Origin of the sequence: Salinisphaera sp. T5B8, assembly GCF_040361255.1 — a bacterium.
Taxonomy (GTDB): domain Bacteria; phylum Pseudomonadota; class Gammaproteobacteria; order Nevskiales; family Salinisphaeraceae; genus Salinisphaera.
On the sequence record NZ_APNG01000001.1, the window covers coordinates 247,929 to 270,301 of the forward strand.

Here is a 22,373-nt window from a genome sequence, read left to right on the forward strand (position 1 = left end):
CGACATGAACCACGCCAAACACCCCAGCGCCGGCAACCCCCGCGTATCGCTGACCGGCTATGCCACGGCCAGCGCCTGGGCGCATTTCGGCTTCGAATATGCCGACTGGTTCGACAGCCGGCGCGGACGGGCGTTGTTCTTGCCCATGCACTACGGCTGTCGCGCCCTGCGTCCGATCGCGCCGGCCGCAGGAGCGTTCAGCGAAAGCCTGTACTGGCGTCATCGCTGGTTTTCGGCCTGGGCCGAAGCCCAGGCGCCGAATCTGGCGATCGAGATCGGCGCCGGCCTGTCCACACGCGGTATCGCCCACGCACGCAAGCATCCCGACATGCACTGGGTCGACTACGACCTGGCCGATATGGTGGCCGCGCGTCGCGCTCGTCTGGCCAAGCACGACGTGCCGGGCAACTACACACTCGAGGTGGGCGACCTGCTCGGCCCTGGGCTGGGTGGTGCGCTGCGCACGAGCGCCGATGCCCGGGTGATCGCGATGACCGAAGGGGTGACCGATTATCTCGATCACGCCGAAAAACGCCGCGCCTGGCGCGCGATCGCCGAACTGCTTGCGCGCCTGGGCGGCGGACGCTATCTGCTGGAGGTGCATCCGCGCGAGCGCATCGACACATTCGGCATGCCGGGCCGGCTGCTGTTCGATGCGCTACGACGTATCAGCGGGCGCGATCTGCGCGAACAGCTGTGTGCGAATACAGACGAAGCCATCGCCATGCTCGAAGACTGCGGGTTTACCCGCGTACGCGTGCTACCCGAAGACGAGCTGGTGGATGCGGCGCACGCGCCCGCACCCGCGCATCGGGCCTTCGTGCTGATCGAAGCGTGTATCCAACCGGGGCCAGACGTGGCCCGGCGTGAGCGCGCGCGTTAGACTGCGCGGTCATTCTCGCGACCGCTATCGAAAACACCGTGAAACGTCTCGTTCAGGACCTGCTTGCCGACGCCGTTGCCCGCGCCTGGCCCGATATCGACACCCCCGATACGCCCCATGTGGAGCGTACCCGCGACGCCGCCCACGGCGATTTCGCCAGCAATATCGCGATGACGCTCACCAAGACGCTGCGCCGCAACCCGCGCGAGATCGCCCAGACCATCGTCGACACCCTGGCCGATGACGCGCGCATCGCCCAGGTCGAGATCGCCGGCCCCGGGTTCATCAACTTCTTTATTGCCTCGGCGGCGTTTCGGGCGGTCATCGACGACGTACTGGCCGCCGGCGAACACTACGGCCACAGCGAAACCGGCGCCGGCCAGCAGGTATTGCTCGAGTTCGTTTCCGCCAACCCCACCGGGCCGCTGCATGTCGGCCATGGTCGCCAGGCGGCGATCGGCGATTGCCTTGCGCGGCTGTACGAGGCCTCGGGCTGGCAGGTCACGCGCGAGTTCTATTACAACGACGCCGGCAACCAGATCGAAATGCTGGCCCGCTCGGTCGCGGCCCGCTGTGCCGGGCTGAGTCCGGATGATGCCGACTGGCCCGAGGGCGGTTATCGCGGCGAATACCTGGCAGACCTGGCGGCGGCCTATCTGCGCGGCGATACCGTGGTCGCCGACGACCGCGAAGTCACCGGCGCCGCCGACCCGCAGGATATGGCCGCGATGCGCGAATTCGCCGTGGCCTATCTGCGCCGCGAGCAGGATCAGGACCTGCGGGCCTTTGGCGTGGTGTTCGACAACTATGCGCTGGAATCGGCGCTGTATGCCGACGGCCGGGTCGAGGCCACGGTCCAGGCCCTGATCGATGCCGGCCATACCTATGAAGCCGATGGCGCGCTGTGGCTCAAGACCACCGACTACGGTGACGACAAAGACCGCGTGATGCGCAAAAGCGAGGGCGGCTACACGTATTTCGTGCCCGATGTCGCCTATCACCGAGGCAAATGGGAACGCGGCTTTCGGCATGCCATCAATATCCAGGGCGCCGATCACCACGGCACAATCGCACGTGTACGGGCAGGCCTGCAGGCGCTGAATATCGGCATCCCGCAGGGCTGGCCCTCCTATGTGCTGCATCAGATGGTCGCGGTCATGCGCGGCGGCGAAGAGGTCAAACTCTCCAAGCGCGCCGGTTCCTATGTCACGGTCCGCGATCTGATCGACGAAGTCGGCCGTGATGCCACACGCTACTTCCTGGTTGCGCGCAAGCCGGATGCCCAGCAGACCTTCGATATCGACCTGGCCCGCAGCCAGTCCGAAGACAACCCGGTCTACTACATTCAGTACGCCCATGCGCGTATCTGCAGCGTCAACGGCCAGCTGGCCGAGCGCGGCCTGGCCTACCGCCGCGACGAAGCCGACTTTGCACGCCTGGATAGCCCCCACGAACAACGCCTGATCACCGCGATTTCGCGCTTTCCCGAGCTCATCGAAAACGCCGCTGCGGATTTCGCGCCGCAGGCCGTGGCTCATTATCTGCGCGATCTGGCCGATGCCTTTCATAGTTACTACAACGCCCAGCAGTTCCTCGTCGACGACGCGGCCCTGCGCAATGCCCGCCTGGCGCTGGTGTTCGCCACCCGTCAGGTGCTGGTCAACGGGCTCAAGCTGTTGGGCGTGAGCGCTCCGGAGCAGATGTAATGGCACGCGATTATTCCGGCCGCCCCGGCAACTCCTCGTCGAACGGTGGCAAGCGCAAACCCACCCGTCGCAAGCCGGCCGCCCGGCCGACGCCGACCAAGCGCGCCAAAAGCGGTGGGCCGCCCGGCTGGGTGTGGATGATCTGCGGGCTGTGTATCGGCCTGACCGTCGCTGCGGTGTTCTATATCTTCGCCCGCCCCGGCGGCGATCTCGCCCGCGAACAGATCCAGATCGCCACGCCCGAAAAAGCCCGCAACGAAGACGCATCGAAACAGACCAAGGCCGCCGAAGCGGCCGCGAGCGAACCCGAGGCCGAAGAGGAAGAACCGCGGTTTTCCTTCTACAAGATGCTGCCGAACTACGAGGTGGTGATTCCGGAAGAAGAATATCCGGAGAAGAAAAAACACGCGGGCTCCTCGGGCCATGGTTCACATAGCGCGGCCGAGGCCGAACAGCCGGCGTCCAAACCGCAGCCCACCACGCCCAAGGTCGAGGAACCGGGCCGTTACATTATCCAGGCCGGCTCGTTCTCGACGCCGGCCGATGCCGAACGACGCAAGGCCGAGCTGGGCCTGCTGGGGCTGGCCGCCAAGACGGTCGAAGTCGACCTGCCCTCGGGCAAGACGGTCTATCGCGTTCAGAGCAATACCATCAGTTCGTCGAGCGAACTCAACAACATGCTCAAACGCCTGCGCGAAAACCGTATCGATACGCTGGTCATGCGCGCCAAGGACTGAATCGCGCGGGCTGGTGCCCTAGGGCTGCTGGCCCAGATATTCGGTCAGGGTGTCTCGCCAGGCATCCGTGGCCAGATATTCGAGAATCGCACGGTTGATCGGCTCGCGCAGATCGCTGCCCTGGGGCAGGGCAAAGGCATAACCCTGGCGATCGAAGATGGATTCGAGCACGGTCAGCGTGCCGGCATATTCGTTCATCACCCGATAGTTGAGCAGCGGCGCGTCGTAGACCACGGCGTCGATCTGCCCGTCGGCCAGCGCGGCCAGGCCGTCTTCGAGTTCGGTTCGCGTGCTGAAAGCGATGCCACGATCACGCAGGGCATCGGCCGCAGCAGAATTGGCCACCGTGACCACGCGCGCATTGGCCAGATCCTGAACGCTTTTGATGCCCGACGATAGGCGATCCACGGTCAACGAGGTCGCGATCGCAGCCGTGAAGCTGGAAATGATGATAATCGCGGCGAACATCCAGACCAGACCGACCAGCCGGCCGCCGAGCGTTTTTGGCGCCTTGTCGCCATAGCCGACCGTGGTCATGGTGACCGCCGCCCACCAGAAGCCGCTGCCCAGGCCCTGGGCGGTACTGCCACCGAATTCCTCGGCATTGGCCCGGCGCTCGAACAGCCAGATGATCACGCCCACCGCCAACAACACGATGGCCAGACCGGCAAGCGCGGTGAAGAACTGCCAGGAAAAGAAGCGTCGCATGGTCGCCCAAACGGCGCTGCCGTCGCTGGCCGGCACCGCGATCGCCAGGCCCGTGGAATAGAACGGATAGGAGAAATCGATATGGGCTTCGCGGGGCGCGGTGACCGTGAGCGCGGCCACCGACAGATCCAGCCCGCCATCCTCCAACCCCGTAAACAAGCTCGCCAGATCGCTGGGTACATAGCCGTATTCGATACCCAGGCGCTCGGCGACCGCTTCCCAGAGCACGATACTCACGCCGGAAAAACGCCCGTCGCCACGTTCCACCACGAACGGCGGCGCGGCCTTGGTACCCACGCGCAGGCGCACGCCGCGCTCGGCGGCCGGCATGGCCGCGGCCGCCAGGTCAGCATCGGCGGACGGCGCATCGGCCGGCTGGGCGAGCGCCGGCGAGGCGGCCAGAAAAAGCCCGACAACACCCAGCCAGACCAGCGCCCGCCACGCCGAAAAATAACGATTATTCATCAATTCCCCACTTGCCGGGGGCGCATCAGAAGGCGTGGCGCAGCCCCAGCAGAAAACTGACATCCGGCGACGCGCCAGTGTTCAGGTCTTCGATAATCGCAAATTCCAGCTGCGAGCGCTCGCTCAGGCGCCAGTCGAAACCCAGTGCACCGGACACGGCGGTGCCGTCGAGGGCCTCGATATCGGTATCGTCATAGAACGCGCTATGGGCATAGGCCTGGACTTCGACCACGAAGGTCGGCGCCAGCGCATAACCGAGCGTGGCCCAGCCGAAGGCAACTTCCTGGACGCGCTGGTCTTCGAGCACGTCGCCTTTGCCCGAATACAGCCCGCCCGCGCCAGCCAGCATGCGCCAACGCGAGGTTCCGTTCTGGTTATTGCCCACGGTGGCCCACAACGACAGGTCGGCCGCGCCGCTGCCGGTCAAGCGGTCGGCATCACCCGTGGGCAGCTTGAGCTCGCCGGCCACGGCCATGCCCCAGTCGCCCATGCCGGCCAAGCGTTTTTTCAGGCCGAGACGGACATCACCGATGCCCGAAGGCGAATCGCTGACATCGAGTGCGACACGGCCATCCCGCTGGTAGCGAAACGTCTGGCGATCGTGCTGGGCACCGGAACGCCCGCCATCGGCAAAGCCGAAGACATCATGGAAATCGTCGATGAAGCCGTCGGCGAAGCCGCCGCTGTGATCGACGAAGGGAATTTCGACCGTCGCCTGCCAGTCGTTGGCCAGCCCTCGCTCGAAAACGACGGCCGCGCGCGTGGTTTCGCCATCGAACAACAGGCTTTCGTTACCGCTTTGCTGCTCGCTGAAGTGGCTGGTGTAGTCGATGCGCAGCCCGGCATGCCAGGCCCCGGGCTCGGCTACGGTATAGCCGTCGGCACGCGGCAGACCATAAACCGCCACCGTGGGCGATTGATCGGAAAACGCCAGCGGCTGCGGCGCAAACCGGTCGTTATCCTGCGCCATGCCGGGCACAGCCCATGCCGCTGCCGAAGCAGCCATCAGCCAGCCAGCCGCCACGCCCCCAATACGACAACCCCCCATCGCGTTCCCCTATTTATTACACGATTTGTTACACGCTTCGATGCGTGTCTTTTGTTCAGTCCGACCGATTTCCGATCATACCGGGTCGAGTTTGGCATAGCCGGCGATCAGCCACTTGCTACCCACATCGTCGAAATTCACCTGAATACGCGCACGCGCGCCATCGCCCTCGAAGGCCAGCACCGTGCCCTGGCCGAATTTCTTGTGGGATACCCGCTGGCCGAGCGACAGCCCGGCCGCGCGCTGTTCGGATTTGGCAATGCTGCCCGGGCGAAACACCGGCTGGCTGATGCCGGCCTGCGGGCGCACTTCGCGCAGGAAATCCGCCGGAATCTCACGCAGAAAACGCGACGGCGCACACAGATTTTCCGAGCCGTGCAGGCGGCGTACCTCGGCATGCGAGATATGCAGTTTCTCCATGGCACGGGTCATACCGACATAGCACAGGCGGCGTTCTTCCTCGAGGCCGTTATCGTCGTCGACCGAGCGCTGGTGTGGAAACAGCCCTTCTTCGAGGCCGACCATGAACACCAGCGGAAACTCCAGGCCCTTGGCCGAGTGCAGCGTCATCAACTGCACGGATTCGTCCCACTCGCCGGCCTGGTTCTCGCCGGCTTCCAGCGAGGCATAGGCCAGAAACTGGGTGACCTCGTCCATGGTGTCGTCGTCATCGGCCGTATAGGCCCGGGCGGCGGATACCAGTTCGTCGAGGTTTTCCTTGCGACCTTCGGCTTTTTCGTCGCCGCCCTTGCCATGGTGCGCCTTGAGGTCGGTGGCCGTAATCACCTTTTCGGCGATTTCGTGCAGGGCCATGCCTTCGATCTCGGCGTCCAGCGTATCGATGAGTTCGATGAACGCCATCACCATCTTGCCGGCACGGGCCGGCAGCCCGTTCTCTGCCAGATCGAACGCGGCCTGCCACAGACTCATCGCCCCCGCGCGCGCATGGTTGCGAATCTTGTCGACCGTGGTCGCACCAATGCCACGCGTCGGCGTGTTGACGATACGCTCGAAGGCGGCATCGTCGGCTCGGGACTGCAGCAGCCGCATATAGGCCAGCGCATCTTTGATCTCGGCACGCTCGAAGAACTTCTGGCCGCCGTAGATGCGATAGGAAATCTCGGCCGCAATCAGCCGTTCCTCGAGCACGCGCGACTGGGCATTGGAGCGATACAGAATCGCGATATCCGAGCGCTTGCCGCCGTCGGCGATCCAGTTCTGGATGCGGGTGACGACATGCTGGGCCTCGTCGTACTCGTTGAAGGCCGCATAGACGTCGATTGGCTCGCCGTCGGCGCCGGCGGTCCACAGCTCCTTGCCCAGACGGGTGAGATTGTGGCCAATCAGACCGTTGGCCGCACCCAGGATCGTGCCGGTGGAGCGATAGTTCTGCTCCAGGCGCACGGTAGCGGTGTCCTTGAAGTCTTCCTCGAAGCGCAGGATGTTATCCACCCGTGCGCCGCGCCAGGAATAGATGGACTGATCGTCGTCGCCGACGATGAACACCTTGCCGCTGTCGCCGGCCAGCAGGCAAATCCACGCATATTGCAGCGCGTTCGTATCCTGGAATTCGTCGACCAGGATATGGCTGAAACGCCGCCGGTAGTGCGCCAGCAGGTCGGCGTTGTCGCGACAGGTCTCATAGGCGCGCAGCAGCAGCTCGGGAAAATCGACCAGGCCGGCGGATTCGCGCGCGTTTTCATAGGCCTGATAGACCCGAATCATCTGGCTACGTGCGTAGTCGCCGGTATCGGCCAGATCGCGCGGGCGCTCGGCGGCCTCCTTGCAGCTGTTGATGAAGCCCTGCATCTGGCGCGGCGGCCAGCGCTGTTCGTCCATTTCCAGATTCTTGAGCGTACGCCGTACCAGACGGTACTGGTCGTCCGAATCGATGATCTGAAACGCCTGCGGCAGCTTGGCTTCCTTGAAATGCAGCCGCAGCAACCGATGAGCGATGCCGTGAAACGTGCCTACCCACAGCGCGCGCGCAGGTACGCGCAGCATCGGCTCGAGCCGGGCGCGCATTTCGCCGGCGGCCTTGTTGGTAAAAGTTACCGCCAGTATCGACTGCGGGGATACGCCCTCGACGCCGATCAGCCAGGCGATACGGTGAATCAGTACCCGGGTCTTGCCGGACCCCGCGCCGGCAAGTACGCGCATATGCCCCGGCGGCGCGCCTACGGCTTCACGCTGGGCTTCGTTGAGAGAGTCGAGAATCGTCGATACATCGTCCATGGCGCGCATTGTAACCAATGCACCGGTGCGCCCGGCCCGGTATTCATGGACGCGCAAGCTCGTCGCGATAGAATCGTCATCTACGGGACACGAGTCATTGGCGCTTTCACGCGCCGCCTTCGGGAGAAAGTCGATCATGCGTCGAATCTACGTCGCTTCACTGCTGCTATTGCTCGCCGCCTGTGCGACATCGCCAACCGGGCGCAACCAGCTCAAGCTCTTTTCGGAAGAAAAGATCGCGCAAATGGGCGTTCAGAGCTACCAGCAGATGAAGCAGGAAGAACCGATCGACACCAGCACCGCCGATAATCGCTATGTGAAATGCGTAGCCAACGCGATCACCCGCGTAACCGGCGGCGACTGGGAAGTCACCGTGTTCAAGGACGACCAGGTCAACGCCTTCGCGCTGCCCGGCGGCAAGATCGGTGTCTATTCCGGCCTGCTCGATGTCGCCAAGACCGACGATCAGCTTGCCGCGGTCATCGGCCATGAAGTCGGCCATGTGCTGGCCGACCACGGTAACGAGCGCGTCTCGCAACAGGCTGCCACCCAGGGCGGTCTGCAGGTGGTATCGGCTTTTCTCGGCGGCTCCGGCAGCGGCGGCAACCAGGCAGTGATGTCCGCGCTCGGCCTGGGCGCCCAGGTCGGTATTCTGCTGCCGTTTTCACGCACCCAGGAAAGCGAGGCCGACACCATCGGGCTGGAACTCATGGCCCGGGCCGGCTTCGATCCACGCGAGTCGGTCGCGCTATGGCAGAACATGGCCGCCGCCGGCGGCGAAAAGCCGGCCGAGTTCATGTCGACCCATCCCTCCAACCAGAGCCGGATCAACAATCTGCAGAGCCATATGAACCAGGCCATGCAGCTGTATCGTCAGGCGCCGAACAAGCCGAATTGCAGCTAAGTCAGCGCACTTTTACAGTGCGGCCACAGCGCTTGAATTTTTTTTCCGCTTGAGCTATTGCAAGCGGCGAAAAATATGTAGACTCGGAGTTCATACGGCTTTGGCCGTTCTCCGTTGGTCTTAGTTTGGTGTCGTTGACGAGTCCGTACGGTTTTTCAGAAATAATGACACGGTATCGCTAGGATCAGTCGAGATGAATATTTACGTGGGCAATCTGTCGTGGAACACCAATGATGACGAACTGCGGGGCGCTTTCGAAGCGTTCGGCGAAGTTTCGTCGGCCAAGGTGATCATGGACCGCGAGACGGGCCGTTCGCGCGGCTTCGGTTTCGTGGAAATGCCGGACGACAACGATGCCAAACAGGCCATCGAAGGCATGAACAACAAGGATCTCGGTGGTCGCACCCTGCGTGTGAACGAAGCGCGTCCGCGCGACGATCGCCCCCGCGGTCCGCGTCGCTTCTAGGCCTTAACGCCGCGAACGACAAGAAAAAAGCCGCCTCTATGGGCGGCTTTTTTTTGACCGGTCGTCGGGCCGCCCGGTCGCGGGTTACGCCGACGCAAACGCAGTCTGTGGTGAAGCTTCGCGAACCACGGGCTCGAGGGCGTCGTTGCGTGCCTCGGCGGTACCGATACTTTGCGCCAGATCTGCGGTCGCGGTTTCGCCGGTGCTGGCCGTGCGCTGTTCCTGCAGGCGATTGTCGCCGCTGACGGTCACGAAAGAAGTCGCAAAGCGCTCGCTGGCGTCGCGCTCGGCGATGGTATTTACATACCAGAATTCGCCTTGCAGCCGTTCGGCCGTGATATCGAGCAGTACATAGCCATGATTGGCCAGATCCACATATTTCATATGCGGATTGAGCAGCCGCAACGAATCGCGCAGCGGCTGTAGCTCGGGTAAACCAGAAGACGTTACCGACGGCGACACGAACTCCACGGCCCGCGCGCCTTCGCCCGTGATCGGGTTGTAGACGAGCGGATTGTTCGGATCTTCGCTGACATCCTGGGCCCAGGATGTATGGATATCCCCGGCCAGCACCGCCACATTGTTGAGCCCCTGAATACGAATCTGGTCGATCACCCGGCCACGCGCGGCGGGATAGCCGTCCCATTGATCCACATTGAGCGCGATACCGCCCTCGGTGAGCAGCGACAGCTTGGCGTTGAGCGCGGGCAGTAATTCCAGGTCGATCAGCCTGGGCAAACCCAGGCGTAACGGCATGAACATGACCTGCTGGCCGATGAGCTTCCATTGCGCCACCGAACGGGTGAGTTCGGTCGTCAGCCACGCCTCCTGTTCAAAGCCCAGCAGCGTGCGCCGCTCGTCGTAGATAGTCGAACTGTCGAGCGGGCTCGATGCCTGCTGATCGCGACCGATCAAACGCGTATCGAGCATGATCAAATCGACCAGATTGCCCCAGCTAAAGCGTCGATAGATCCGCTCGGGGCGTTCCGGCTCGACCGCGCGTATCGGCAGCCATTCGTAATACGCCTGGATCGAACGCGCCTTGCGCGACACCCAGTCCCCCTCCGTATCGGGCTGGTGGTTTTCGGCCCCGTCTTTCCAGCTGTCGTTGGTCGATTCGTGATCGTCCCAGACCACGATCATCGGATGCGCGCCGTGCAACGCCTGCAGGTCCGGGTCGCGCTTGTACTGGGCATGGCGCATGCGGTAGTCAGCGAGCGTCACGATCTCGTGATCCGGCGCGTGCGCCCGACCCAGCTCGCCGGCACTGCCGTATTCGTAAATATAGTCGCCCAGGTGCAGTACGAGATCGATGTCCGCGTGCGTGGCCATGGCCGCGTAGACGTTGAAATATCCGTCCGGATACTGCGAACAGGAGGTAAAGGCGATTCGGGCGCGTTCGATCGGGCCGGCCGGCGCGGTGCGGGTACGCCCGACCGGAGACGCCGTACCGTTGGCGATAAAACGATAGAAATAGGTCGTGCCCGGCACGAGTCCGTTGCGATCGATCTTGACCGTATAATCGCGGCGGGCGTCGGTTCGGAAGTCGTCTTCAACGACGATATCGGAAAGCGATTCATCACGGGCCACGACATAACGCCCGCCAATCGGCAGGTTATCGCTTTTGTCTTGCGGCGTCACCCGGGTCCAGAGTACGACCGCATCGGTGAGCGGATCGCCGCTGGCCACGCCATGTTCGAAACGAACCACCGCGTCGCTGATCGCCGGCATACCGGGATCGGCGCTGCCCTCATCGTTCGTGTCGTCCTTGTCGTCGCTTGTGTTGCGCAGATCGACGCTGCCGTCGTCGTGGCAAGCGGCCAGCCACGGCGTAATCGCCAGGCTGGAACCGGCCAGGCCGGCCCGGCGCAGAAACCCACGGCGCGACGCCGAATGCCCGGCGGGCTTGCGTGGGCCACTCATGTCGAGGTCTGCGGGTCGAAAAAACGCTGGCCGTCGATGCCGCGTATTTCGTAGGTGATACCAAAACCGCCATCGCTATCGTCGCCATCGACATTACGACGCCCGCGCTGGCTGGAAAAATACAAACGACTGCCATCGGGCGAGAAAGCCGGCCCGGTGATCTCGGAATCCGGCTGATTGACCACTTGCACCAGCGGCAGAATGTCGCGCTCGGCGGTAATCGCCACGATCTGCATATCGCCGCCATCTTCGGCAACCAGAATATCGCCAAGCGGCGAAATGGTGACGTTATCCACCCCCGTGAGCACGGGCTCGTCGAACAGGGCGTCGTCGTAGATGATTTCGATGAAACCGTCGGCCGTATCGTAGGCCCAGACACGGTTATCACCCTTGGTGGTGAAGAACACGATCCCGTCGTGATACCAGATGCCTTCGCCGCCATCGAAGACACTGGCCTGTTCGACCTGCTGGCGGGTCGGCGTATTGCCCGGAATGATCGTGAAGGCGGTATTGACCACGGCATCGATCAGCCCGCCAACGAGCGGCAGCTCGCCCAGCTCGCCAGCCAGGTTTTCGACTTCGGTGAGCAGCGCGGTCGGTGGATTGGGTTGTGGCACGTCGTGCCACACGATCGCACGGCGGGTCATGGGGTCATCGCCCACGAGTTCCGCGATCTGTAGCGTGCCTGAATCCAGCGACGGATAGGCATCGCAGACGAACCGATAGAAACCGCCCTGCGGATCGTCCTCGGTCATGTAGACGATGCCGGCGTTGGGGTCGATGGTCGCGGCTTCATGATTGAACGTACCCAGCGCCGGTTTCTTGTTGGACAGTGCATCGGTCGCGCCCGCCCCGGTTGGGTCGCATTCATAGACACTGCCGGCTTCGTACTCCTCGCAGGTCAGCCATGTGCCCCAGGGCGTCGGACCGCCGGCGCAATTGAGGATGGTGCCGGTCTGGATCGCATAGGCATCCACGATCTCGCCATTGGCATCGAAACGAAGCGCCCCCACGCCGCCCGGCACGAACTCGCTGTTGGAGACATAAACCCAGCCGCCATCGTCCATGCGAAAGGTCGCACCGCCGTCGGGATAGGTATGCCAGAGATAGGGCGAACCGGCATAGGGGCGTTGTCCCGCCGTGGCGACCACCCGGGAAACAAAGCCCGGTGGCAGGCGTACCCCGTTTTCGTCAGCCGCGCCGAGCGCCCCAAGCCGACTGATCGGCGAGCCCGTGCTATCGCCGCCGTCCGGCATGCCGGGGCGCACGGTTCCCCCACCGCCCGAGCCCTGGCCGGAACTGAGAGAAACCGACGCATCGCCGTCGTTACACCCACTCAACAAGCTCCCGGTGACCAGTAATCCGGCACCGCTGAGGCTTTGCAACAACAATCGCCGACGCACGGGATCGTGCGCGCGCGGCGCAGAACGCTTGACCATGTCGTACCCCCAACAAACGCAAGAGTGCGTTCTCGAAGGCTAGTCTCGAACCATGACCGTATTGTGAAACACGATCTTTTCCCGCCGGCGACCGGTTGCGCAGCGATTAGCCGGTGGCCACCGCCGCTTGTGGGTCTTGCGGCGCCAGCGTCGGCGCGTCTGCGACGGGCTGACTTTGGCCGCTGGCGGCCACGACATGATTTTCGCCCGCACGTACCTGCCAGGCGCTGGCAAAGCGCTGCTGGTTGTTACGGCTTTTGATGTCGTCGACATACCACCATTCGGCCTGCATGCGCTCGCGGGTGATATCCAGCAGCAGATAGCCGCGCTGGGTCAGCTCGGCATATTTCATATGCGGGTTCTGGCTGAGAATCGTATCGCGCAGATCGTTGCTGTCGAAGCCCGGTGAGGTCACCGACGTGGCCACGAATTCCACGCCCATCGAGCCCAGGCCGGTGGCCGGGTCGTAGGCTGCGGCATTGTTCGGATCCTCGGTGATATCCATGGCCCAGGAGGTATGAATATCGCCGGTGAGTACCACCACGTTGTCGATCGCCACATTCGGCGCGGCCTGGCCGCCACGAATGATCTCCCACACCCGTTCGCGGGCCCGCGGATAGCCATCCCACTGATCGGAATTGAAAAAAACGCCGCCCTGGCCGCCCGGGTTGGTGGCGTTGCTGGCATTGGGCGCGCCCACGGACTTGAGCTGGCCAAACATGACCTGCTGACCGATGAGTTTCCAGATCGCCGGCGATTGTTCGAGCCGGTCGGCCAGCCATTGCCGTTGATTGTCGTCGATCAGGGTCCGATCGGCGTTCGCATAATCGCCGGTATCGGTAAACCCCTGCTCGGCATTGTTTTCGAGCTGCTGGTCGCGCCCGATCAGGCGCGTATCCAGCATCGACAGCGACACCAGGTCGCCGATCTCGAAGCCGCGATAGATCCGCTCGCGATTATCCGGTTCGGTTTCACGGATCGGCAGCCATTCGTAATAGGCCTGGATCGAAACCGCTTCGCGCTTGCTCCACGGCCCCTCGCCGCGATCGGGGTCGTGGTTCTGGGCGCCACCGCGCCAGCTGTCATTGGTCGATTCGTGGTCGTCCACCAGACCATCCGATCAGCTCCGCAGCGGTCCGCGCCAGCGCCTTTGTGCTCGACTGGCAAGGAATGAGGAGGGCCGTGTGCTGTTTGCACACAACCGACGAATGACGCCGCCAGCCGAGCACAAAGGCCTGGCCCAACGGGTTTGGCCCAAACCGCCCGTCTGCGGCGTTGCTCGCCTAGATCGTGAGTACCCACGATGCGGCGGCGCGCGCCTTGCAGCCGAACGGTTTGGGACTCAAACGCGGATCGCTGCGGAGCTGATCGGATGGTCCCAGATCATCGGATGCTGACGATGCAGCTCCTGCAGGTCGACATCGGTCTTGTAACAGGCATGGCGGGTCCGGTAGTCGTCGAGGCTGACGATTTCGTAGGGCGGTTCAGGGGCACGGCCGAGCGGTCGCCCGTCGCCGTATTCATCCGGATTCTCGGCCTCGGATACGCCGCGCCCCGGGTATTCGTAGATGTAATCGCCCAGATGCAACACCAGATCCAGATCGGCGCGCTCGGCGACCCGACCATAGACATTGAAGAAGCCGAAGGGATAATTCGAGCAGGACAGCACGGCGATCCGCAGCCGCTCGACGCCGCTCGTGGGCAGGGTTTTCGTGCGCCCGACCGGCGAGCGCTCGGTGGCGGTCTCAAAACAGTAGTAATAGGTCGTGTTGGCGGCCAGGCCGGTGGCATCCACCTTGACGGTGTAGTCACGCGCCGCGCCGGTAATCACGGTGCCGCTACGCAGCACGTTGCGCATGTCCGGCGATTCGGACAGAAACCAGTTGACGCTGATATCGCCCTCGATCGCCGGCGTCACCCGGCTCCAGAGCATGACGCGATCGGTCAACGGGTCGCCGCTGGCCACGCCATGGACGAACTGCGCGGCACTGCTGCCCGGCGCACGCGACACCCGTACCGAACTGCCGCCATCGTCGCTGCAACCGGCCAGGCCGACCAGCGATAACGCGGCGCCGCCGGCGAATCCGGCCCGACGCAGAAAAGAACGACGTGTCTGTGGCGCGAGCACGCTGCGATGATGCCGGGTGGGCTGACCCATAGGTTTGTTCCGAACGACAGATCCAATGCCGCGGAGCCTGGGACAATGGTGTTAAGTCTTCATGACTCCGCCCGGCACGCAAACACGCGAGCCGGCAGCTTCAGACCGGTCGTAGGCAAGCGGACCTGGCGCAGGGTCACGAACATGAACAGCAACGGATTGACATCGTAGATGGCCCGCAGCGGCGCAATTAGCGCCGGGTCGAGAAAGCCGTCATCCGCCAGCGCTTCGAGATCGATCGCGCCCGCGATCGCCGAATGCGGATAGCCACTGGCATAGCACAACCGATCGAAAAACTGCGGATGCTGTAACAGCGGCGCGAGCACCGATTGATCCCGCCGGCCGGCCAGAACGCCGTCGAGCGCGATACGCAGCCGCGCCCGGTAGGCCGGCTGCCGCAACAACGCGAACAGCGATTCCATGACCTCGCGCGCATCGTCTGCGGGCTCGTCGATGGAAACCGTGACCGCGACGCCCGCCTCAAGGGCGTCGCGTAACGCCCGCGCATCGATCATCGCCTGGCCTGTTTCGCTGTCGCGCCCCGGCCCAATCCGGGTATGCAGGCGCATATCGTGTGCGGCCATCACCGCATAGGCGGCTTGGGCAGATGCACCGGCAAGATCGATCTGCTGTTGCGCCGGCCACCAGGCCACATCGCGCACACCGCGCTCGGCCCAGCGCCTGAGCACTGCGACAGCATCCGGTCGCGCCGGGTGCACCGACACCACGGGAATGAGGTGCCCATCGCTACGTGCGGCAAGCGCTACGACATCGGCATTGGCCACGAAGGCCGTGGTAGCGCCGGCATCGAGCGCACCCGCCCGGCTATAGACCGCGTCCCGGGCGAATACATAGGCTCGATAGTCGCCCGGCATGGCATCGATCTGGCGCAGCAACCGCGAGGCCTGAAGCTCGAAGGCCTGCAAGACATCGTCCACGCCGGCGGCATGACGTAGAAACTGCCATTCGAGCCAGGCCCGCGGGGCCGTCGGCACGGATACATTGACCCGCGGCTGATCCGGTTCGCCGGGCGCGCGCGCACCGATAGCGCGACTCGACAGCAGCGCGACCTGATGATCGACGATACCGGCGTCGAGATCCGCCATGCTGTCGGCGATCAGTTGCCTTGCGCTATCGGCCAGCAGCCAGTCGGCGTCCTCGGGCTGGTGCGACCAGGCGCCGGCATAGGTGTTGAGTAGCGTATGCCAACCGGCCACGCCGGCCACCACCACCAGGGCGACGAACAACGCGAGTACGCCGAGGCGGTTGAACAGGCGCTCGTAGCTCACGCGTCAGCCGGTCGCGGCGAGCCGATCCCTGGCAACGGCTTCGGCATGCAGGCAGGCCACATGGCTCTCGCCGCCAAATGCCCGCAGCGCGGGCGTTTGTGCCGCGCAATCCGCCTGTGCCCAGGGGCAGCGGGTACGAAACACGCAGCCGGAGGGCGGATCGGCCGGCGACGGCAACTCGCCGGACAAGGCGATTCGACGCCGACGACGTTCGAGTTCCGGATCCGGGCGCGGTACGGCCGACAACAACGCCCGCGTATACGGATGTGCCGGGCGCTCGAACAGCGTGTTCGACGGCGCGCGTTCCATGACCCGGCCCAGATACATCACCATCACTTCATCGCTGATCTGGCGTACCACGGCCAGGTCGTGAGCGATGAACAGAATGGCGATGCCGAACTCGGCCTGGAGCTGTTGCAGCAGTTCCACGATCTTCGCCTGGATCGAGACATCCAGCGCCGATACCGGCTCGTCGCAGATCAGCACCTTCGGCTCGACCACCAGCGCGCGCGCGATACCGATCCGCTGGCACTGCCCACCCGAGAATTCGTGTGGATAACGATTGATCTGGCTCTGCGACAACCCGACCCGCTCGATCATCGCCGCCACGCGCCGGCGTCGATCCGCGCGACCCAGGTCGGGGCGTAGATGCCGCAACGGCTCGGCCACGATCTGGCCCACGGTCATGCGCGGATCGAGACTGGCGAGTGGGTCCTGGAAGATCATCTGCACATCACGCCGCAGGGCTTTCCAGCTGGCTGCCCGGTCGTGACGTATCGTGTTGTCTTCGAACACAATCTCGCCCGATGTGACGGACACCATGCCGGTCAGCGCACGCGCCAGCGTCGACTTGCCACAGCCGGATTCGCCCACCAGCCCGAGCGTGCGCCCAGGGGCCAGGTTCAGGCTCACGCCGTCAACCGCCTTGAGCACGCCCGCGTCGGCGGCGAACAGACCACCGCCCAGCGGAAAATGCACCTTGAGATTGTCTACCCGTAGCAACGTTTCGCTCATCGACTGGCCGTTTTCGTAAGGCATCACTCATCCGGTAACGATGGTACGCTGACCCTGTGAATTCGCCCACTGCACCCGGCGCTCTGACGCGTCCCAGCCAAGCGGGGCCGAGCCTGTCGTTGTTGAGTTTCAACATGCAGGTCGGCGTCGGCACCAAGCGTTATCGCGAATACATAACCCGCGGCTGGCGCCATCTGCTGCCCAGCCAGCAGGTACGCGACAACCTCGACCGTATCGGCGAACTGCTGGTCGGCCACGACATCATCGGCCTGCAGGAAATCGATGCCGGCAGCCGGCGCAGCCAGTACCGCAACCAGATCGAGCATCTGGCCGAAGCCGCCGGCTTCGAATACTGGCGGGTCCAGGTCAATCGCGATCTCGGGCGCGTCGCCCAGCACGGGCTCGGGCTGATCAGCCGCTATACGCCGTTCGCGGTGAGCGAACACAAGCTGCCGGGGCGCCTGCCCGGGCGCGGCGCGTTGATCGCGCGCTTCGGCACGCCGGAAGACCCGCTTGCCGTGGTGATCACGCACCTGGCACTCGGCGCCGGTAGCCGGGCACGCCAGCTGGCCGCGATCTGCGACCTCGTGGCCCGGGATCGCCATGTGGTGATCATGGGCGATACCAACTGCACGGCTTCGGCGCTGATCGCCGACCCGGCGCTGGCGGCCAGCGGGCTGCGTGTCTACGACCGGCCGCTGCCGACCTTTCCCAGCTGGCGTCCGCGGCGCGGCATCGATCATATCCTCACCTCGCCGACGCTCAATATCGGCGAAGCGCGTGTGATCGATACCGTGCTCTCCGACCATCTGCCGGTGCATATGCGTATCGAGATGCCCGCTACCCTGGCTCATTCGCTCGACGCCAGCCACCGGCAACGATAGTCCTAGAGATAAGGCGAGAATAACCAGAAAAAGGAATCGCGCAGGCGCGTCGGCCAGCGCCGGCTGTGCAGCTCGGTCAGCGAATAGGCCCGACTCATGGCAATGCTCTCGCGAATATGCGTGGCCAGGCTTTCCACGCCGGCCGGGTCGAATATCTCGACGGCCAGCTCGAAGTTCAGGCGCAGACTGCGCGGGTCGAGATTGGGCGAGCCGACCAGCGCATAGTCCTCGTCGAGCACGAGCAGTTTGGTATGGGCAAACGGCGGCGGCTGATAGTAGATATGCACGCCGCGCATCATCAGTTCGCCCAGCGCATGCCGCGATGCCCAGTGCACAAACGGCAGATTGTTCTTGGCCGGCAGCACGATCTTGACTTCCAGCCCCCGTAACGCGGCCGATTGCAGCGCGCCTACCAGCGCCGGTCCGGGCAGAAAATACGGTGTCATGATCAGCACACTGCGCCGGGCACTGGCGATTGCGGTCTGAATGAGTGTGGTCAGGCGCTCGGTGTCGCGGGTCGGCCCGTTCTCGATACTGCGACAGGCCGCGTCACCCGCCGGCGCGATCTCACCGCGCGACACGCCGGTCTGACGTCCGGTGGCAAACGCCCAGTCGGACAGAAACACGGCCTCGATCTGGCGCACCACCGGGCCGGCAAAACGAAAATGCAGATCCGACACGCCACGGCTGCCCTCCACCAGATGCCGGTCGCCAATATTCATGCCGCCGGTAAACGCCACGCCGGCATCGGTCACCAGGATCTTGCGGTGGTTGCGCAGGTTGAGCTGCAGCGAGGGCGGAATCAGCCGTGGCGGCAGAAAACGCGCCGACTTGACCCCCTGTTTGTGCAACAGACGCACGGCGCGCCGGCCCGGCCAGGCATAGTATTCGCCCACCCCGTCGATGAGCACGCGTACATCCACGCCGCGTTCGGCGGCGCGCGCCAGGGCATCGATAAAGCGCTTGCCGGTACGGTTGGTCTCGAAGATATAGGTGGTCAGATAGACGAAACGACGGGCTTTTTCGATCGCCTTGAGCATCGGCGGATAGGCCTGCTCGCCGTCGTGCAACACCTCCACGCCATTCTCGGCGACCACCGGCCAGGCCGACAGCCGGTCGCCGGCCGCGGCCAGGCCCAGCCGGCGGCGATCGAGTATGTCGCTGTAGTCGCGCAACTCGGCGTTGGCGCCGGGCTGATGCGCGCCCAGGCCGTGGCGCGACTGGCGGTCCAGGCGGCGCGCCCGAATGCGTACGCGATTGACGCCGAACATGTAATACAACAGCGGGCCGATCGGTGGAAACAATACCGACACGCCGATCCAGCCAAAGGCGCTGCTGGGTGTTTCGCGGGTGAGCAGCGCATGCACGCTGGCCGCGATCGCGCTGCCGGCCAGTACGACGATCGTGGTCCAGAACTTGAGCAGTGCGATCAGCTCGGGATCGGTCAGGTAATCCGGTAGATTCATGGCCGCTCGCGTGTGCGATGCGGCGTTTCCAGACGCGGTACGGCCGCCAGCAACGCACGGGTATAGTCGTGCGCTGGGGCAGCAAAGATGTCGTCGATCGCACCGCGCTCCACCACTTCGCCGGCACGCATGACCAGCAACCGCTCGCACTGGCCGGCGACCACGCCCAGATCGTGGGTGATGAGCAGCAACGCGACCTGCGTGCGCTCGCGCAGCTCGGCCATCAGATCGAGAATATCGGCCTGTACGGTCACATCGAGGGCAGTGGTGGGTTCGTCGGCAATCAGGATATCCGGTTCGCAAGCCAGCGCCATGGCAATCATCACCCGCTGGCGCATACCACCGGAAAACTGGTGCGGGTAATAGCGAATCCGACGCGCGGCATCGGGAATCTTGACCGCCTCGAGCATCTCGATCGCGGCCTTCGTCGCGGCCCGCCCGCGCAAACCGCGATGGCGCGTGATCACTTCCTTGATCTGGGTGGCGATGCGCAGATGCGGGTTGAGCGTGGTCATCGGATCCTGAAAGATCATGGCGATCCGCGCGCCGCGAATCCGTTCGAGCGTGCGCCGTTTCGCGCCGATCAGCTCCAGCCGGCCGCGATCGGTTTGCAGGCTCGCGCTGCCCGAGACACGCGCGTTGTCCGCCAGCAGCCCCATGAGGGCCAGCACGCTCTGACTCTTGCCCGAGCCGGATTCGCCCACGATGCCGACCGATTCACCGGCGGTGAGCTGCAGATCGAGCCCGCGTACGGCCTCCACCACGCCGTCGGGCGTGTCGAAACGTACTTTCAGATCGCGAACGTCGAGCAGCATGCACCCAGTGTAAGCCACCAACCGGCCAAACGAAGCCCGCGGCGTCGATTCGACCTGCGTCGTTCCTGCCCGACACAGGGGCTCGTTCCTTGGAAAGACATCCGCAAATACATGCCAAAAGCGCAAATCCGCAACTGCGCATGTACAAAGCTCAGCTCGAAGCGTAAAGGGCCGACGCCTCGCCGCTCGACCGATCGTCTTTTTGCCTTATTCGCGTTTCTTCGCGTTCATTGGCGGACAAAATACTTGCCTGATCGCAGCGCGTAGAACGCGATCCGCGGTGCCGATTTAATGCGCGTCGTTTGACACCGCCACGATCAGATACACGACCCGCTTGATTTCGGGCGTCATGCTGACTCGCGAGCCTAGCGATCCTTGGGATCGAGCGCGTCGCGCAAACCGTCGCCGATGAAGTTAAAGCAGAATAGCGTGGCAGCGAGAAACACCGCCGGCACGATCAACAGCCAGGGCGCGCGATTCATTTCATCGGCGCCGTCCTTGATGAGCGCGCCCCAGGACGTAGCGGGTTCGGCCACGCCGAGGCCGAGAAAGCTCAGAAACGATTCGAACAGGATGACCTGCGGAATGGTGAGGGTGATATACACCGCCACCACGCCGAGCAGGTTGGGCACGATATGGCGGGCGATGATCGACACCGCCGGCGCGCCGGACATGCGCGCGGCTTCGATAAAGGGCTGCTGTTTGAGCGCGAGTGTTTGCCCGCGCACGATACGCGCCATATCCAGCCAGTTGATGGCCCCGATGGCCACGAATATCAGCAGGATATTACGGCCGAAAAACACCATCAGCAGGATCACGAAGAACAGAAACGGCATCGCATAGAGAATATCGACGATGCGCATCATCACCGCGTCCACGCGCCCGCCCGCATAGCCGGCCGTCGCGCCATAGGCCACGCCAATAACCAGGCTGACCAGCGTGGCGACGAAACCGATCATCAGCGAAATCCGCCCGCCTTCGAGCGCGCGCACGAACAGATCGCGCCCCACCGAGTCGGTACCGAACCAGTGGGCATCCGTCAGGGTCGGCGCCACCCAGATCGCCCCGTAGTCCTGGTCGAAGTAGTTATGCGGTGACAGCCACGGCCCCACCACGACCGCGACGACGATGACGCCCAATACGCCCATCGAGGTCAGCGCGGCCTTGTTGGCACGCAGCCGCCGCAACGCATCGGAGAACAGGCTGCGCCCATGCGCGGCCTGCTGCATGTGTTTTCGACGTCCGAAGATCATGCAGTGCCCACCACCGCGACGGCGAAACGAACGGGCTGGCGCCTGACTTGCCGCATCAATAGCTCACCCTAGGGTCGAGCCAGCCGTAGAGCAGGTCCACGACGAGATTGAAAGCCACAATGAGGATGCCGTAGAACAGCACCACGCCCATCACCAGCGTGTAGTCGCGGTTGAGCGCCCCCTGGACGAAAAACTGCCCCAGCCCGGGAATGCCGAAAATCGTCTCGATGACCACCGAACCGGTAATGATGCCGGCCGCCGCCGGGCCCAGATAAGACACGATCGGCGTAAGCGCGGCCGGCAGCGCATGCACCCAGACCACGCGCGCAGCGGACAGCCCCTTGGCACGGGCGGTGCGTACATAGTTCGAGCGCATGACCTCGATGGTCGAGGCGCGGGCCAGGCGCGCGACATAGGCCATCATCGCGGTACCCAGTGCGAGCACCGGCATCACATAGTTCTGCCAACCATCCAGACCACCGGCCGGCAGCCAGTCGTTATAGACCGCGAACATCAGAATCATCAGCGGCGCGAGCACGAAATTGGGGATGGAGATACCCAGCATGGCGAGCGTCATCGCGCCGTAGTCGGCTGGGCGGTTCTGGCGCAGCGCAGCGAGCATGCCCAACGGCACACCCAAGAGCAGCGCGAACGCCAGCGAGGCCGCACCGAGCTTGAGCGATACCGGAAAGCCCGAGGCGATGAGGTCGTTGACACTGGTATCGCGATACTGGAAAGACGGGCCGAAATCGAAGTGGGCGATATCCCACAGATAACGCCCGTACTGCTGATAGATCGGTTCGTCGAGGTGATACTTGGCTTCGAGGTTGGCCCGGACCTGGGCCGGCAGTTCGCGATCGGCATCGAATGGCCCGCCCGGGGCCGCGCGCATCATCACGAACGCCAGGGTCAGCAGAATGAACAGCGTCGGGATCGCGCCCAGCAGCCGGCGCAGCGCATAGGCCAGCATGGCTAGGCGT

Annotated in this window: 19 protein-coding genes; 6 read left to right on the plus strand and 13 right to left on the minus strand. The window is 63.9% G+C overall.

The window, feature by feature from the left end:
- The first annotated feature begins 4 nt into the window (after positions 1-4).
- Genes T5B8_RS01170 through T5B8_RS01180 form a run of 3 tightly spaced genes read left to right on the plus strand, consistent with a single transcriptional unit; the run spans position 5 to position 3,326 of the window.
- Entirely contained in the window at positions 5-883 is an 879-nt protein-coding gene (locus T5B8_RS01170; RefSeq protein ID WP_353175490.1) for a hypothetical protein, read from the plus strand.
- A 38-nt stretch (positions 884-921) separates the two neighbouring features.
- Positions 922-2,589: an arginine--tRNA ligase gene (argS, locus tag T5B8_RS01175; RefSeq protein ID WP_502950767.1), complete on the plus strand. Its 1,668-nt coding sequence runs from the start codon at positions 922-924 to the stop codon at positions 2,587-2,589.
- Positions 2,589-3,326, plus strand: a complete 738-nt coding sequence (locus tag T5B8_RS01180; protein ID WP_353175492.1) for an SPOR domain-containing protein — start codon at positions 2,589-2,591, stop codon at positions 3,324-3,326. The genes argS and T5B8_RS01180 overlap by 1 nt, the downstream gene beginning before the upstream one ends.
- Positions 3,327-3,344: 18 nt before the next feature.
- Here the strand turns inward: T5B8_RS01180 and T5B8_RS01185 are convergent, their stop codons facing one another.
- The 3 genes from T5B8_RS01185 to uvrD form a co-directional block, all read right to left on the minus strand.
- The gene (locus T5B8_RS01185; RefSeq protein WP_353175494.1) at positions 3,345-4,499 is read right to left on the minus strand and encodes a transporter substrate-binding domain-containing protein; all 1,155 of its coding nucleotides are present in this window, start codon (positions 4,497-4,499) and stop codon (positions 3,345-3,347) included.
- A 25-nt stretch (positions 4,500-4,524) separates the two neighbouring features.
- Positions 4,525-5,505 (minus strand): DUF3187 family protein, encoded by a 981-nt coding sequence (locus T5B8_RS01190; RefSeq protein ID WP_353175496.1) that lies wholly within the window; start codon positions 5,503-5,505, stop codon positions 4,525-4,527.
- A gap of 117 nt (positions 5,506-5,622) precedes the next feature.
- The gene (gene uvrD, locus T5B8_RS01195; RefSeq protein WP_353175498.1) at positions 5,623-7,782 is read right to left on the minus strand and encodes a DNA helicase II; all 2,160 of its coding nucleotides are present in this window, start codon (positions 7,780-7,782) and stop codon (positions 5,623-5,625) included.
- Positions 7,783-7,918: 136 nt separating this feature from the next.
- Here uvrD and T5B8_RS01200 point away from each other — a divergent pair, with 136 nt between their 5' ends.
- Together T5B8_RS01200 and rbp are read left to right on the plus strand one after the other, a co-directional pair.
- Complete coding sequence (locus tag T5B8_RS01200) at positions 7,919-8,686, plus strand: M48 family metallopeptidase (RefSeq protein WP_353175499.1); 768 nt, start codon at positions 7,919-7,921, stop codon at positions 8,684-8,686.
- A 193-nt stretch (positions 8,687-8,879) separates the two neighbouring features.
- Entirely contained in the window at positions 8,880-9,152 is a 273-nt protein-coding gene (gene rbp / locus T5B8_RS01205; protein WP_006914093.1) for an RNA-binding regulator, read from the plus strand.
- 84 nt (positions 9,153-9,236) lie between these two features.
- On the opposite strand, the gene T5B8_RS01210 is transcribed toward rbp, so the two are convergent.
- The 6 genes from T5B8_RS01210 to T5B8_RS01235 all read right to left on the minus strand — a co-directional run bounded on the left by T5B8_RS01210 (position 9,237) and on the right by T5B8_RS01235 (position 16,975).
- Positions 9,237-11,075, minus strand: coding sequence for an alkaline phosphatase D family protein (locus T5B8_RS01210; RefSeq protein ID WP_353175500.1), 1,839 nt, complete (start codon positions 11,073-11,075; stop codon positions 9,237-9,239).
- On the minus strand, positions 11,072-12,514 hold the full coding sequence (locus tag T5B8_RS01215) for an alkaline phosphatase PhoX (RefSeq protein ID WP_353175501.1): 1,443 nt from the start codon (positions 12,512-12,514) through the stop codon (positions 11,072-11,074). Before T5B8_RS01215 ends, T5B8_RS01210 begins: the two co-directional genes overlap by 4 nt.
- A gap of 106 nt (positions 12,515-12,620) precedes the next feature.
- The gene (locus T5B8_RS01220) at positions 12,621-13,622 is read right to left on the minus strand and encodes an alkaline phosphatase D family protein (protein ID WP_353175502.1); all 1,002 of its coding nucleotides are present in this window, start codon (positions 13,620-13,622) and stop codon (positions 12,621-12,623) included.
- Positions 13,623-13,856: 234 nt separating this feature from the next.
- Positions 13,857-14,672 carry an alkaline phosphatase D family protein gene (locus T5B8_RS01225; protein ID WP_353175504.1) on the minus strand — a complete coding sequence of 272 codons (816 nt, stop codon included), beginning with the start codon at positions 14,670-14,672 and terminating at the stop codon, positions 13,857-13,859.
- 59 nt (positions 14,673-14,731) lie between these two features.
- Entirely contained in the window at positions 14,732-15,961 is a 1,230-nt protein-coding gene (locus tag T5B8_RS01230) for a hypothetical protein (RefSeq protein WP_353175506.1), read from the minus strand.
- A 3-nt stretch (positions 15,962-15,964) separates the two neighbouring features.
- Entirely contained in the window at positions 15,965-16,975 is a 1,011-nt protein-coding gene (locus T5B8_RS01235; protein WP_353175507.1) for an ABC transporter ATP-binding protein, read from the minus strand.
- Positions 16,976-17,031: 56 nt separating this feature from the next.
- Here T5B8_RS01235 and T5B8_RS01240 point away from each other — a divergent pair, with 56 nt between their 5' ends.
- Positions 17,032-17,859 carry an endonuclease/exonuclease/phosphatase family protein gene (locus T5B8_RS01240; RefSeq protein ID WP_353175509.1) on the plus strand — a complete coding sequence of 276 codons (828 nt, stop codon included), beginning with the start codon at positions 17,032-17,034 and terminating at the stop codon, positions 17,857-17,859.
- A gap of 2 nt (positions 17,860-17,861) precedes the next feature.
- Here T5B8_RS01240 and cls read toward each other — a convergent pair whose 3' ends face one another.
- The 4 genes from cls to oppB form a co-directional block, all read right to left on the minus strand.
- Positions 17,862-19,325: a cardiolipin synthase gene (gene cls / locus T5B8_RS01245; RefSeq protein ID WP_353175510.1), complete on the minus strand. Its 1,464-nt coding sequence runs from the start codon at positions 19,323-19,325 to the stop codon at positions 17,862-17,864.
- On the minus strand, positions 19,322-20,140 hold the full coding sequence (locus T5B8_RS01250) for an ABC transporter ATP-binding protein (protein WP_353175512.1): 819 nt from the start codon (positions 20,138-20,140) through the stop codon (positions 19,322-19,324). The genes cls and T5B8_RS01250 overlap by 4 nt, the downstream gene beginning before the upstream one ends.
- A 365-nt stretch (positions 20,141-20,505) precedes the next feature.
- Complete coding sequence (locus T5B8_RS01255; RefSeq protein ID WP_353175514.1) at positions 20,506-21,369, minus strand: ABC transporter permease subunit; 864 nt, start codon at positions 21,367-21,369, stop codon at positions 20,506-20,508.
- Positions 21,370-21,448: 79 nt separating this feature from the next.
- Entirely contained in the window at positions 21,449-22,363 is a 915-nt protein-coding gene (oppB, locus tag T5B8_RS01260; protein ID WP_353175515.1) for an oligopeptide ABC transporter permease OppB, read from the minus strand.
- Positions 22,364-22,373: the final 10 nt, after the last annotated feature.

Excerpts from the sequence above, each read along its gene's own strand:
- T5B8_RS01170 (WP_353175490.1), top strand. The coding sequence starts at position 5 with ATGAACCACGCCAAACACCCCAGCGCCGGCAACCCCCGCGTATCGCTG.
- T5B8_RS01180 (WP_353175492.1), top strand. The coding sequence starts at position 2,589 with ATGGCACGCGATTATTCCGGCCGCCCCGGCAACTCCTCGTCGAACGGT.
- T5B8_RS01185 (WP_353175494.1), bottom strand. The coding sequence starts at position 4,499 with ATGAATAATCGTTATTTTTCGGCGTGGCGGGCGCTGGTCTGGCTGGGT.
- T5B8_RS01190 (WP_353175496.1), bottom strand. The coding sequence starts at position 5,505 with ATGGCTGCTTCGGCAGCGGCATGGGCTGTGCCCGGCATGGCGCAGGAT.
- uvrD (WP_353175498.1), bottom strand. The coding sequence starts at position 7,782 with ATGGACGATGTATCGACGATTCTCGACTCTCTCAACGAAGCCCAGCGT.
- T5B8_RS01200 (WP_353175499.1), top strand. The coding sequence starts at position 7,919 with ATGCGTCGAATCTACGTCGCTTCACTGCTGCTATTGCTCGCCGCCTGT.
- rbp (WP_006914093.1), top strand. The coding sequence starts at position 8,880 with ATGAATATTTACGTGGGCAATCTGTCGTGGAACACCAATGATGACGAA.
- T5B8_RS01210 (WP_353175500.1), bottom strand. The coding sequence starts at position 11,075 with ATGAGTGGCCCACGCAAGCCCGCCGGGCATTCGGCGTCGCGCCGTGGG.
- T5B8_RS01215 (WP_353175501.1), bottom strand. The coding sequence starts at position 12,514 with ATGGTCAAGCGTTCTGCGCCGCGCGCGCACGATCCCGTGCGTCGGCGA.
- T5B8_RS01225 (WP_353175504.1), bottom strand. The coding sequence starts at position 14,672 with ATGGGTCAGCCCACCCGGCATCATCGCAGCGTGCTCGCGCCACAGACA.
- T5B8_RS01235 (WP_353175507.1), bottom strand. The coding sequence starts at position 16,975 with ATGAGCGAAACGTTGCTACGGGTAGACAATCTCAAGGTGCATTTTCCG.
- cls (WP_353175510.1), bottom strand. The coding sequence starts at position 19,325 with ATGAATCTACCGGATTACCTGACCGATCCCGAGCTGATCGCACTGCTC.
- T5B8_RS01250 (WP_353175512.1), bottom strand. The coding sequence starts at position 20,140 with ATGCTGCTCGACGTTCGCGATCTGAAAGTACGTTTCGACACGCCCGAC.
- T5B8_RS01255 (WP_353175514.1), bottom strand. The coding sequence starts at position 21,369 with ATGCAGCAGGCCGCGCATGGGCGCAGCCTGTTCTCCGATGCGTTGCGG.
- oppB (WP_353175515.1), bottom strand. The coding sequence starts at position 22,363 with ATGCTGGCCTATGCGCTGCGCCGGCTGCTGGGCGCGATCCCGACGCTG.